The sequence below is a fragment of the Streptomyces sp. URMC 123 genome (assembly GCF_051386515.1).
Lineage (GTDB): Bacteria > Actinomycetota > Actinomycetes > Streptomycetales > Streptomycetaceae > Streptomyces.
Map to the genome: position 1 here is coordinate 1 of NZ_JBPQTV010000176.1, position 12,970 is coordinate 12,970.

At 73.4% G+C, this 12,970-nt stretch carries 8 protein-coding genes; 4 read left to right on the top strand and 4 right to left on the bottom strand.

Annotated elements, in window-relative coordinates:
* The first annotated feature begins 324 nt into the window (after nt 1-324).
* Nucleotides 325-1,371 (top strand): glycosyltransferase family 2 protein, encoded by a 1,047-nt coding sequence (locus ACSNOD_RS19910; RefSeq protein ID WP_436768337.1) that lies wholly within the window; start codon nt 325-327, stop codon nt 1,369-1,371.
* A gap of 73 nt (nt 1,372-1,444) precedes the next feature.
* On the opposite strand, the gene ACSNOD_RS19915 is transcribed toward ACSNOD_RS19910, so the two are convergent.
* The 4 genes from ACSNOD_RS19915 to ACSNOD_RS19930 all read right to left on the bottom strand — a co-directional run bounded on the left by ACSNOD_RS19915 (nt 1,445) and on the right by ACSNOD_RS19930 (nt 7,976).
* Entirely contained in the window at nt 1,445-3,079 is a 1,635-nt protein-coding gene (locus tag ACSNOD_RS19915; protein WP_436768338.1) for an LCP family protein, read from the bottom strand.
* 255 nt (nt 3,080-3,334) lie between these two features.
* Nucleotides 3,335-5,209, bottom strand: coding sequence for an LCP family glycopolymer transferase (locus ACSNOD_RS19920; RefSeq protein ID WP_436768339.1), 1,875 nt, complete (start codon nt 5,207-5,209; stop codon nt 3,335-3,337).
* Between the two features lie 297 nt (nt 5,210-5,506).
* A complete protein-coding gene (locus ACSNOD_RS19925) occupies nt 5,507-6,949 on the bottom strand; it encodes an LCP family glycopolymer transferase (RefSeq protein ID WP_436768340.1) in 1,443 nt (480 codons plus the stop codon).
* A gap of 244 nt (nt 6,950-7,193) precedes the next feature.
* A complete protein-coding gene (locus ACSNOD_RS19930; RefSeq protein WP_436768341.1) occupies nt 7,194-7,976 on the bottom strand; it encodes a TIGR03089 family protein in 783 nt (260 codons plus the stop codon).
* A gap of 150 nt (nt 7,977-8,126) precedes the next feature.
* Between ACSNOD_RS19930 and ACSNOD_RS19935 the strand changes: the two genes are divergently transcribed.
* The 3 genes from ACSNOD_RS19935 to ACSNOD_RS19945 all read left to right on the top strand — a co-directional run bounded on the left by ACSNOD_RS19935 (nt 8,127) and on the right by ACSNOD_RS19945 (nt 12,898).
* Nucleotides 8,127-9,842, top strand: coding sequence for a peptidoglycan recognition protein family protein (locus tag ACSNOD_RS19935; protein WP_436768342.1), 1,716 nt, complete (start codon nt 8,127-8,129; stop codon nt 9,840-9,842).
* Between the two features lie 118 nt (nt 9,843-9,960).
* Nucleotides 9,961-11,043 (top strand): sugar phosphate nucleotidyltransferase, encoded by a 1,083-nt coding sequence (locus ACSNOD_RS19940; RefSeq protein WP_436768343.1) that lies wholly within the window; start codon nt 9,961-9,963, stop codon nt 11,041-11,043.
* A 655-nt stretch (nt 11,044-11,698) separates the two neighbouring features.
* Complete coding sequence (locus ACSNOD_RS19945) at nt 11,699-12,898, top strand: PP2C family protein-serine/threonine phosphatase (RefSeq protein WP_436768344.1); 1,200 nt, start codon at nt 11,699-11,701, stop codon at nt 12,896-12,898.
* Nucleotides 12,899-12,970: the final 72 nt, after the last annotated feature.

The window sequence follows — 12,970 nt, forward strand, 5'->3', positions numbered from 1 at the left end:
GGGCGGGACGGCCGGGCTGGGGCGGGGCGGACGGGCCGGTCCGGGCAAGGTGACACCTCCGCGACGGGCTGGGTGCGGCGTGCTCGGCCGTGGCGGACGGGCGGACGGCGCACGGACAGCGGGGTACGGCGCCGTGGCTGGGCCCGGCGCCGGACGGGGCCCCAACCGTAGGCCCATACGATCTGCGCCCCGCACCACCCACGCCGTACGGAGCAGTGCTGCCACCCGGCCGGGGAACGCCCCTGTCCTCCGTTAGCGGTAACGTGAGGCAGGTTGCCGCAGTCATCCCGGGGTCGCCCCGGGCCCCCGTACACCCGAGGAACGATGTCCGAGCAGACAGCAGGGGTGGCCGCCACGGCCGTTTCCGTGATCATGCCGGTGCTCAACGAGGAGCGCCATCTGCGCGAAGCCGTGCGGGCCATCCTCGCGCAGGAATACGCGGGCGAACTCGAGGTGGTGATCGCGCTCGGGCCGTCCACGGACCGCACCGACGAGATCGCCGCCGAGCTGGTCCGCGAGGACCCGCGGGTGCACACGGTCCCCAACCCCACCGGCCGCACGCCCGCCGCGCTCAACGCCGCGATCAAGGCGTCCCGGCACCCGATCGTGGTCCGGGTCGACGGGCACGGCATGCTCTCCCCGAACTACATCGCCACCGCCGTCCGGCTGCTGGAGGAGACCGGCGCGCAGAACGTCGGCGGCATCATGCACGCCGAGGGCGAGAACGACTGGGAGAAGGCCGTCGCCGCCGCCATGACCTCCAAGGTCGGGGTCGGCAACGCCGCCTTCCACACCGGGGGCGCGGCGGGGCCCGCCGAAACCGTGTATCTGGGTGTCTTCCGCCGGGAGGCGCTGGAGCGCCAGGGCGGGTACAACGAGGAGTTCATCCGCGCCCAGGACTGGGAGCTGAACTTCCGCATCCGCGAGGCGGGCGGGCTGATCTGGTTCTCGCCGGAGCTGAGGGTCTCCTACCGGCCCCGGCCGAGCGTGCGCGCCCTGGCCAAGCAGTACAAGGACTACGGCCGCTGGCGGCATGTGGTGGCCCGCTACCACCAGGGGTCCATCAACCTCCGCTACCTCGCCCCGCCGACCGCGCTGGCCGCCATCGCCGCGGGCGTGGTGGTGGGCGCGACCGTCACCCCCTGGGGCCTGGTGGTGCCGGCCGGGTACCTGGCCGCGATCACCGCGGGCTCGATCCCGGCGGGCAAGGGCCTGCCGGTGGCGGCGCGGGTCCGCATCCCGGTGGCGCTGGCCACCATGCACATGTCGTGGGGCTGGGGCTTCCTCACCAGCCCGCGCTCGCTGGCGAAGAAGGTCATCGCCAGCCGCCGGCCCGCGGTGACGGCCGGGGAGCCCGTACAGGCTCCGTAGCGGCGCGAACGTAGCAGAAGAGGGGGCGTACCCGGCCGGGTACGCCCCCTCACGCTTCACATCGCCCCCGCCGTCACCAGCGGTGGCGCGGGTCGACCTTCATGCACGCCTTGGCGTCGTCGCCCTTGAGCGCGTCCACGCTCTCCGGCGCCTTCGTCTCCTCCTTGGCCTCCGCCTTGGGGAAGGCCGTGCCCGTGCGCCAGTCGCCGCCGATCACCAGCGTCACCTTCTGCACGGACTTGGAGAGCTTGACCGCGCTCTTGGGCAGCCCGAGCGCCTCCGCCACGGCCATCGCGTCGCCCTTGCGGTCCTCGCCGGGGTAGGAGACGGAGGTGTCCGGCTGCACCCGGCGCGTGGTGTCCGCCGTCGCCTTGGTGAAGCCCTGGCGGCCGAGCTCCTCGGCGATCTGGGCGGCCCGCCCGCGCACGGGGGCGCGCAGCGCGCTGCCGGTGCCGTTCTGGACCGTCACCGCGATCTCGCCCTTGGGCGCGGCGGGCGGCGGGCTGGGCTCCGGCTTCTTCTCGTCCTTGCCGTCGAGGGCGACGTCGTTGCGCACCATCTCGAAGAGCTGCTCGGCCTCGCCCGGCTTCGGCACCACATGGGCGTTGGGGTTGCGCGGGTCCGGCACCCACGGCATGGTCACCATGCTGATGCGCTCGGTCGGCACCCGCTTGAGGTCGTTGCCCAGGTCGTACAGGCGCTTGACGGTGCCCAGGCCCGGGTCCACGGTGAGCGCCTTGGTCGCGGCCTCGGCGAGGCCGGTGAGCTTGCCCGGATCGGTCAGCTTGGTGCCCGACTTGAGCTGGCGCACCATCGAGTTCATGTACATGTGCTGGCCCTTGGCGCGGGCGATGTCGCTGCCGCCCTCCCAGCCGTGCCGGGTGCGCAGCCACTGGAGGGCCTGTTCGCCGGCGACCACGGAGTCGCCCTTGGGCAGTTTCAGCCCGGACTGCTTGTCCTCGACGTTGTCGGAGACGCACACCGGGACGCCGCCCACCGCGTCGGCCATGGAGACCACACCCGCGAAGTCGATCATCATGAAGTGATCGATGTAGATTCCGGTGAGCTCCTTCCAGGCGGCGACGGTGCAGCCCGGACCGCCGTTCTGGAGGCTGGCGTTGATGGTCTCGCTGTCGGTCTTGGCGTAGACCTTCCCGTCGTCGGGGTCGGTGCACTTGGGGATCGTCACCCGGGTGTCCCGCGGGATGCTGATGACCGTCATGTTGCTGCGGTCCGCGGAGACGTGGAGCAGCATCTGCACATCGGCGAGCGGCTTGCGGTCGCGGTCCTTGTGGGAGCCGCCGAGCCGCAGGTTCGCCTCGCTGTTCCGGCTGTCGGAGCCGAGCAGCAGGATGTTGAGGGGGGTCTGACCGAAGGCGTTGGGCTCGGGCTTGTCGAGGCTGCTGTCGCCCAGGTCGAGGGCGTCCTTGCGGAGGTTGCCGTTGAGGTGGCGGATGTAGAGGTAGCCGGCGCAGGCCGTGCCGAGTATCAGCACCGCGACGGTCAGCGCCGACCAGCGCAGTATGCGGCGCCGCCGGGCCTTCGCGCCCGTCGCGGGTGCCGACCCGGGGGAGCGGCGGCGCCGGCCGCCGGCGCGGCGCGGCCCGTCGCCGCCGTCGCGCGGACCGACCACGGTCCGCCGGCCGTCCGCCTGCCGGGCGCCCCCGCCGCCCTCCTCCTGGGTGCTGTCGACACTGCTCTGCCGCATCGGGCCCTCCCCCTCGGTGTGTTGGTGCTCATGGCCCGATGAGCGGGCTGGTCACGCTGGTCGATGTCGTACTGCTGCTGCTGACGGCGGCGCGCCACCGACGGCCCCGCCGTACTGCCCGCTGTCAGTACTGTTGGCCGGCAGCGGCGCCTGCTGTCGGTGGTGCGCCGACGGCTCTGTCGTGCCGCCGGCTACCTACGAGTATCCCTCTGGTGCCCACGAGGGTCATCAGCCCCCACCGGTCTCACGCGACCCTCACTTGGCACAGAGGTTCTCGTCGTCCGCCTCGACCTTCTGAATGCCCTCGGGGGCCTTCTGCGGGGCGGTGATCGGCGTCCCGGCCCCTTGGTAGTCCCCACCGAGCGTGAGCGACATCTCCGCCCGGGGGGCGGCCTGCTGGTTGCCCTGCCGGAGCGCGGAGGCGGGCAGCCCCATCATCTCGGCGAGCCGGCGGGCCTGATCGGCCTGGTTCGGCGCGAACTCCAGGATCGTCTTGTCGAGGTGGCCGGCGTTGCCGCCGTTGCTGGAGCGCGCCACGCCCTGCCCGTTCTGCAGCCAGTCCACGGTCTCCTGGGCGGCTCCGAACTTGCCGCTGCCGTTGAGCACCTTGACCCGGACCTCGGAGGCGGCCGACTTCGGCCCCTTGAGCAGGGCCTCCTGCTGATCCTTCGCCTGCTGCTCCTTCTCCTTCTCCTTGCGCTTCACCTCGGTGAGCGAGACGTCCTGCTGGATCATGGAGAACAGCGGCTGGGACTTGGCCTTGTCGAGCACGACCGTGGCGCCGTCGGTGTTGTCCACCACCGGCACGGTCGCGAAGGTGATGTGCTTCAGATCGACCCTGCTGAGATCCTTGGCGAGGGCGGCGAGGTCCTTGACGCTCTCGATGCCGGAGTCGACGGTGAGCGCCTTGGTCGCGGAGTTGGCCAGCCCGTAGAGCTTGGTGGGGCTGGTCAGGGTGTCGCCCGACTTCATCTTGCGGATCATCGAACTGAGGAACTGCTGCTGGAGCTTGATCCGGTCGAGGTCGCTGCCGAAGCCGGTGCTGTAACGGGTGCGGACGAAGGCGAGGGCGTCCTCGCCCTGCACCGTGTGCCGCCCCTTGGACAGCTTCAGATGGGACTTGGGGTCGTTGATGTCCTTGGCCACGCACACGTCCACCCCGCCGATGGCGGAGGAGAGCGTCTTGACGGCGTTGAAGTCCGCCATCATGAAGTGGTGGATCTTCACCCCGGCGAGCTGCTCGACGGTGCGCCAGGTGCAGCCGGGGTCGCGCCCCTCCTGGCCGAGGCTGGTGTTGAAGCGGACGTTCTGCTGGCCCGGGATGACCTTGGTGCTGCCGTCCGGCTGCTTGACGGGGCAGTCCGGGATGTTGGTGATCATGTCCCGGGGGATGCTCAGCGCGGTGGCGTTGGTGCGGTCCTCCGACACGTGGAAGAGCAGCGTCGTGTCGGCGTGGCCGACGCTCCCGGCGTCGCCGTACTTGCCGTCCTGGCCCTCGCGGGTGTCGGTGCCGATGACGAGGATGTTCACCGGCCCCTTGATCGTGGCCGAGTTCCGGATGCCGACGTCCACCTTGTTGATGTTGCTGTTGAGGTGGTCGTACACGAGGTACGCGGTGGTGCAGCCGGCGATCAGGACGAAGCCCAGGACGCCTGAGGTCCAGTAGAGCGCCTTCTTCTTCCCGCTCTTCCGGGGTTTCGGCTTCCGCCGGCTCGTGGGCGGCGGCTGGGCGCCCGGCCGCCCTCCCGAGCGGCGGCGCTGGCCCGGCACCGGGCGGCGGGTGGTGGGGCCGCCGCCCGTGGTGCCGTTGGTGCTCGCGGGACCGGCGCCCGAGAAGGTGCCGGAGGTGTGGGCGGTGCTTGCGAGACCGCTGGTGTTGGCGGTGCCGGTGGTGCGGCGGGTGCGGCCGGTGACGCGGGGCTCCGCGGATCGGGACCCGGCGGATCGGGACCCGGCGGACCGTGGCTCCGCGGGGGAGGAGCCGCGCTGACCCGGAGGGGCGGCCGACCGGTGGCCCGGCTGTTCGGCGCCAGGGTCCAGTCGCAGTTCATAGCTGCCGGTCTCCGGGTTGAAGACCCACTGGTCTGCGGGGTCGATGTCGCCGGCCCGCCCACGGCCTTGCGCGTCCACGGTCGCCTGAGTCCTCCGTCGGTGCCACGCGGCGCCTCCCCCCAAGGCGCTCGGTCGTTCGTTGTTCAGTGCGCGGCGCGGTTGGTCGAGCGCACCGGATCGCTCACACTATCCGCCCAGTTCAGCGTCCAGCGACGCCGGTGACAAATTCCACTCCCCTACAACTGGGCAATACGCTCAATCTCGTCGTGTCCGATCGGATAAATTTGTCCGCCCTCATCCGGACATGTGGTATCTCGGGGGCCGGAGGGTCCGGTGTGGTCGCCCGAACACCCGCTGTGGTTGCCCGGCGGCGCCTCAGCCGCACATGTCACCGGACGCCGTGGTGCCGCCGAAGGTGGGCGGCGCGCTCGTCCCGCCGCCCGGCAGGGGGGCGTCGGTCGGCTCGTCGGGGCGGGCCGGGCGGGGCGCGTCCGCAGCCTGCGGGGGCGTCGAGGGGCGCGTGGACTCCGGTACGCGCTCCCGTACGTGCTCTCGTACCGGGTCGAGCGGCGGCTCCGGCGCGGTGGGGGCGGTGCCGGAACCGAAGGGCGACGCGGTCGGGGCGGCGTACGGCGATGCGGAGGGGGCGGCGTACGGGGAAGGGCTCGGGGAGGTCCGGGGCTCGGTCGCCTCCCGGTGCTCCGGCGCCACCGCCACCGGTTCGTCCAGCCGCAGTTGCCGGAAGAGCCGGTCGGCCTCGGGCCGGACGAGCTCGTCGCGGTTGCGGTCGTAGCTGTACGGCCTGCGCGGCACGGTCAGGAACTGCACCTGCTCGGTCGGCACGTTGCGCATCACCCGCACCAGGTCGTAGAGGTCCCGCAGCGAGGCGAGGCCCGCGTCCGTGGTGAGCGAGGAGGTCGCCGCGTCCAGGACCGGGTAGAGCCGGGCCGGGTTGAGCAGCACGCCGTTGCTGTGCACCTTCTTGACCAGGGCGCCCAGGAAGTCCTGCTGACGCTGTATGCGGTCGGTGTCGCTGCCGTCACCGAGGCTGTAGCGGGCCCGCACATAGGCCAGCGCCTGCTCGCCGCGGAGCGTCTGGCGGCCGGCCGGCAGGTTCAGCCGCGCCTCGCCGTCCTTCATGGGCCGGGTGAGACAGATTTCGACCCCGTCCACCGCGTCGACCATGCGTTTGAATCCGCTGAAGTCGACGATCAGGTGGTGGTCGATGCGGATGCCGGTCATCCGCTCCACCGTACGGATCGCGCAGGCGGCGCCGCCGGTCTCATAGGCCGAGTTGAACTGGGCGAACCGGGGGGTGGCCGTGGAGCCGTCCTGGCGCCGGCAGTCGGGGATGTCCACCATCAGGTCGCGCGGGATGCTGACGGCCGTGGCGCTCTTCCGGTCGGCGGCCAGGTGCAGCAGGATCGCGGTGTCGGAGCGCTCGGTGCCGCTGTCCTTGCCGTACTGCTGATTGCCGCCGAAGCGGTTGTCCGAGCCGAGCAGCAGAAGGTTGCGGGCGCCGCGGACGAGCGGCACGGGCCGCTCCGCCTCGTAGCGCTCCAGCTCGTTGGCGGTGTCGGTGTCGGTGCGGATGTTGCCGTCGAGCTTCTGGTAGACCCACCAGCCGGTACCGGCCGTCGCGAAGATCAGGGCCGCGGTGCCGAGGGCGGCCCGCCGCATCCAGCGCCTGCGCCGGGGCCAGCGGTGCCGGCGCGGCCCGCGGGGGCGGGGTGGGCCGCCGTCGCCGTCGATGGGGGCGGGTGCGGCGCCGTCCGTCGTCCGGTGCGGCCCCGCTCGGGCGCCTGGGCTCTCGGTCACGTCCGGTCCCTCCCTGTACGGGGTCGGTGGCGGGCGTCGCGCCGTACGGGTGCCCGTCGGCTTCAGCGGCGCCGCCGGGCCTCGCACGGGTGTGCCTGACTTCGAGCATGGACCGCGGCGTGCGGGACGGCCGGGTGAGCCGCCCGGGCGTAGGCCGGACGGGTGGATTCCGCGCCCTTCACGGCGCGCGGGCGCCTCGACCCCGCACAGAGGAGCGAGCCTCAGCCCGTACCGCGCGAGAAATTCACTCCGTACTGGGCGTGAGCGGGACGTCGCCCGCCGTCGCGGTCACCCGCTCGCTCTCCCGCCGCTTGGCGAAGTCCGCCGGCGACAGCCGGTCGAGATGGCGGCAGAGCACCACGGAGGCGCCCGCCTCCAGCGGGGCGAGCAACCCGGCGGAGAGCCCGTCCCACGTGTCGTAGGGCAGCGCCGAGAGCACACGGGAGACCGGCGTCAGACCGCGCGTCTCCGCGTCCTCGCGCGCCCGCTCCACCGCCTGCGCGCCCGTCAGGGCGTCCGCGCCCGCGAAGGCCAGCGCGGGGGCGTGCGGGTCCACCGGCGCGTACGGCGCGAACCGGTCGCCCTGGCTGGGCACCTCGACGGCGTAGTCCATGAAGCCCTGCGGCGGGGTCGGGAAGCGCCCGCCCAGGGGGCGCAGGCTCAGCGCCACGCGCTCACCCGTGCACGCCCGCGCCTCCTCCAGCGTGTCCGGGCCGCTGACCACCAGGTCGGCGGCCGCCGGGTCGCCGCCGATGTCCGCGACCACGCCCGTGGAGGAGCACGCCAGCAGCCAGACGGCCGTCTGCCAGTGCGCGGGCAGCAGCAGCGCGAGCCGGTCACCCGGTTGGGCGCCCAGTTCGTCCTGGATGAGGTTGGCGGTCTTCGCCACCCAATTGGCGAACGTGGCCACGGACAGTTCGACGCGTTCACCCGTGGCGTCGTCGTAGAACGTGATCAGCGGGCGGGCCGGGTCCGCGGCGAGCGCGGATCGCAGCAGGTCGGCGGGGGTGCGATCGATGGCGTTCATCGTCTTCCAGCGTACGCGGCGAGGCGTGCGGCCAGCGGCCGGACGGGCGACGTGCCGGGCCCGGTCGCTCCGGCGGAGCCACCGGTTCGGCCGACAGGCCGTCAGATCACCTATAGACAGATTTAATCGGCTATGTCCACGATCAGTACCATGCGTGCATTCATTGCTTCCTCGATCGGCGTCGTGTGCTCGGCCGCGCTGGCGCTCCCGCTCACCCTTCCCACCGGCACGAACGCGGTCGCGGCGCCCGGACCGGCGCCGTCGCCGCCCACGGTGTCGGGGCGCACCGCGTACGACCGGGGCGAGTCCGCGACCCCGCACGCCGGCACGCCACAGGCCGGCACGCCACACGCCGGGGCTCCGCCGGCGTCCCCCCGGCGGAGCGAGGCGGAACCCGCGGGCAGCACCCAGTCCCTGCCCCTGGAGCCGGTGAATGTCCACAGTCCGTCCGACGGTCCCCCGGACGGGGCCGAGCGCCGCCCTCCTGACGGCCCCTCCGACCGCGCGTCCGCCCTGCCCCGCTCCGGCGACGGGGCGCGCGGCCTGACGCGGCACGACGTACGGCCGTTCTCCCTGCTGGGCGTGGTCTGGGACGACCCGGAGGCCGAGCTGCCGGCCCGGGTGGAGGTACGCACCCGGGCCCGGGGCACCGGCCATTGGTCCGGCTGGGAGGAACTGGCGCCCTATCACGAGGAGGCGCCCGATCAGGATTCGCCGGAAGCGGCCTCCGGGCGCACCCGAGGGAGCACGGCGCCGCTGTGGGTGGGCGACTCCGACGGGGTGGAGGTACGGGTGCTGCCGGACCGCTCGACGCGGGCCGCCGCGCCGGCGCTCCCCGGCGGACTGCGCGTGGACCTCGTCGACCCGGGGGAGGCGCCCGCGGCCGACACGGCGCACGAAGAAGAAGCAGGGCCTGATGAAGCGCACGAGGGCGCGCGGGCGGGCGACACGCGCGCCGCGGACCCCAAGCCACCGGTTCCCCCGGTGGGACCTGGCCCCGCCGGGCCGGGCCCGCACCCGGTGACCCCGCCGGGCCCGGTCGACCCCGCGGCCGACACCACGGGCACCAGGGACGCCAAAGACACGACCGCCACCACCGGCGCCCCCACGGATCTGCACGCGGAGGCCGTGGCCAGCTCAGCCGCCAACGCGCACTTCGCGCCCCTGGGAGCCAAGGAGATCCCCGAACTGGACAAGGAAGCGTCCCTGGGCGATGTGGCGGCCATCACCGAGGAGCCGCAGCAGGTCAAGGCGGGCCCGTTCATCGGCCCCCGCCCCCGCATCGTCACCCGGGCCGGCTGGGGCGCCGACGAACGACTGCGCGAACGGGGCTTTTTGTACACCAAGCGGGTGAAGGCGGCGTTCATTCACCACAGCGCCACGGGCAACAACTACAAGTGCGCCCAGGCCCCCTCGGTCATGCGCAGTATCTATCGCTACCACGTCAAGAGCAGTGGCTGGCGGGACTTCGGCTACAACTTCGCCGTCGACAAGTGCGGCACGGTCTACGAGGGCCGCGCCGGGGGCGTGGCCAAGGCGGTCAAGGGCGCACACACTCTCGGTTTCAACAGCGACAGCATGGGCATCGCCGTCCTCGGGAGCTACGGCAAGGCCAACCCGCCGGCCGCGGCGGTCAAGGCCGTGGCCCGGCTCACGGCCTGGAAGCTGGGGCTGTACAACGCGAATCCGCGCGGCACCACCCACCTCGTCTCCGCCGGCAGCAACAAGTACAAGAAGGGCAAGAAGGTCAAGTTCAAGGTGATCTCCGGACACCGCGACGGAGTCGTCACCGACTGCCCCGGACGCCGCCTCTACAACAAGCTCGGCACGGCCCGAACCACCTCGGCCAAGCTCCAGGGCCGATGACACCGGCTCCGGGAGTCCGGCCGGGAGCGCCCGGTCTGCATAAACTGGCCGCCGACCTCCCCCCGGCCGCCCTGGCGCGGGGGCCCGAGCCGGCCCTGGCAGGAAGCAGAGAACACAGGTGACAGAAGCGATCCTCCTGGTCGGAGGCAAGGGCACCCGGCTGCGCCCGCTGACGGTGCACACGCCCAAGCCCATGGTCCCGGCGGCCGGCGTCCCGTTCCTGACCCACCAGTTGGCGCGGGCCCGCGCCGCCGGCGTCGAGCACATCGTGCTCGCCACGTCCTACCTCGCCGAGGTGTTCGAGCCCTACTTCGGCGACGGGTCGGCGCTCGGCCTCCACCTGGAGTACGTCACCGAACGGGAGCCCCTCGGCACCGGCGGCGCCATCCGCAATGTCGCCTCCCGGCTGCGGTCCGGGCCGGACGACCCGGTGCTCATCTTCAACGGCGACATCCTCACCGGGCTCGACATCGGCGCCCTGGTGGACACGCACCGCGACAGCGGCGCGGACGTCTCCCTCCATCTGACCCGCGTGGCCGACCCGCGGGCCTTCGGACTCGTTCCGACCGACAGTACGGGTCGCGTCACCGCCTTCCTGGAGAAGCCGCAGACGCCCGAGGAGATCGTCACCGACCAGATCAACGCCGGCGCGTACGTCTTTAACCGTTCGGTGATCGACCGCATCCCGGCCGGGCGCCCGGTCTCCGTCGAGCGAGAAACGTTTCCCGGGCTGCTGGCCCAGGGAGCGCACCTCCAGGGCATGGTCGACTCGACCTACTGGCTCGACCTCGGCACGCCCCAGGCGTTCGTGCGCGGCTCCGCCGACCTGGTGCTCGGCCGGGCGCCGTCCCCGGCGGTCCCCGGCCACGGCAGCGACCGGCTGGTGCTCGACGGCGCCGAGGTGTCCGCCGACGCCAAGCTCACCGGCGGTACGGTCATCGGCGCGGGCGCGCGCATCGGCGCCGGCGCGTTCATCGACGGCTCGACCGTGCTGGACGGGGCGATCGTCGAGGACGGGGCGCACATCCAGGACTCCCTGATCGGCGCGGGCGCGCGGATCGGGGCCCGTACGGTGCTCGACGGCGCGGTCGTGGGCGACGCGGCGGTGGTCGGCCCGGACAACGAGCTGCGGGGCGGCGTCCGCATCTGGTGCGGGGCGGACATCCCCGCCGGGGCTGTCCGCTTCTCCTCGGACCAGTAGCCCAAGGCGCCACCGCCCTCGGCCTCGGGGGCGCCCCGAGCTCGTACGCCACGGGCCGTGCGGCGTGCGCTCCCGGCCCGGCCAGAGGCCGGCCGGGTTCCACCCGTCAGGAACGGGGGGCCCGTACAACCGGCGCCCACGGCGTGGCCTCTCCCACGGCCGGAACCGCTACCCCTGTCCGGCCAGGCCCGGGAGCTCGCCCGGGCCGCCGGCCGGGCGGCGTGGGCTTCCGGCCCGGCCGGGGGCCGGCAAACCACCTGCGACGGGATCGCTCCGGCGGTCCCGCGGCAGGCATTCGTCCGAAGCTCGCCTTGTCCGGGTAGGTTCGGGCCTCCTCCTGCCGGGAGCCCGGGACCGGAGCCGTGAGTTCTTCCTGGCCGAGGCGAGCGCGGGCTCATCCGCAGCTGGAGCCGCAGGTGGTTCGCGGCTGGACCAGGTCCGGCCGCCTCGGTCGGCATCGACAGCCCCGTCGCCGGGGCCGACGCCGCACCCAGGTCCCGACCCGCGCCGGAGGCGCGACGCGGGGGGCGCACCCCGCGCCGGGGTGCCGGAGTCTTCCGCGGTGAGGGCCGGAGGCCCGAACCGCCCGGTGGCCGATCTCCCCCACCCCTGGCAGCCTGGCAGAGCGTCCGTTCCCGTCCCGTCGGAGTGACCCATGCGCCGTGCGCGGCCCGCCACCGGGGGCCGTTACCCCTGGCCGGCGCGGGGCGCCTTCCCCCTCGTGCTGCTCTATCTCGCGGGCATCGTCACGGTCGACCTCCTCACCCCCGAGTACCTGCGGCTGGACGTGTACGCGGCGGTCGCCCCCGTGAGCGCCGCCGCGCTGTGCACCTACCGGCAGACCGTCCTCGTCGCCGCCGTCGACTGCGCGATCATGGTGGTGACGCACGGCCTGCTGCCGTCACCGCTGCCGACCGCCAACCGGTCGGCCGCCATCTTCGGCAATCTGCTGATGTCCGGCGTGGCGATCGCCATCGCCGCCCTGCGACGGGACCGCGAGGAGCTGCTCGACCGGGTGCGGGCGACCGGCGAGGCCGCGCAGCGGGCGCTGCTGCGGCAGCTGCCCCTGCGCGCGGGGCCGGTCAGCGTGGACGGGTTCTACATCTCGGCCCAGCGCGACGCCCTCGTGGGCGGGGACATCTACGAGGCGGTGGAGGGCCCGTACGGGGCCCGGGTGCTGATCGGCGACGTCCAGGGCAAGGGGCTCGGCACGCTCGGCGCCGGCGCGGCGGTGCTGACGGCGTTCCGGGAGGCGGCGTACCACCGCAGGAGCCTGGAGAGCGCCGTGGCCGCGATGGAGGAGGGGCTGCACCGGCACTACCGGGCCGCGGGCGTGGACGAGGAGGGCCGGTTCGTCACCGCGCTGGTGTTCGGCGCGGAGGCGCCGGAGGAAGACGCTCCGACGCTCGTGTTCGTGGACTGCGGGCACGTGCCCCCGTACCTCCTCGGCCCGGACGGCGAGGTGCGCGAGCTCGACCTCGCCGAGCCGGGGCTGCCGCTCGGACTGGGCGAGCTGAACGGGCCGCGGCGGGCACGGCGCATCCGGCTGCCGCCCGACACCCGGGTGCTGGCCTGTACGGACGGGGTGACCGAGGCCCGGAACGAGCGTGGGGCCTTCTATCCGCTGGCCGACCGGCTGCGCCTGTGGGCCGCGCTGCCCACGGCGGAGCTGGTGGCGCGGCTGTGCCAGGACCTGACCGCGTACCGCGGCGGGCGGCGGGACGACGACGTGGCGGTGCTGGTGCTGGGCGCCACCGCGCCGGAGGAGGAGTCGCCGGCCGAGGACACGGCCTGGGAGCCCGGCCCACCGGAGCCGCCCTGCGCCACCCCTCCCCCGCCGGCGGACCCGGCGTAGGGACCCACCCAGGGGTTCACGCGGGCCTCACGCACCCGGACCTCGGGATCGGGAACCGGCGGAGCCGGGTGC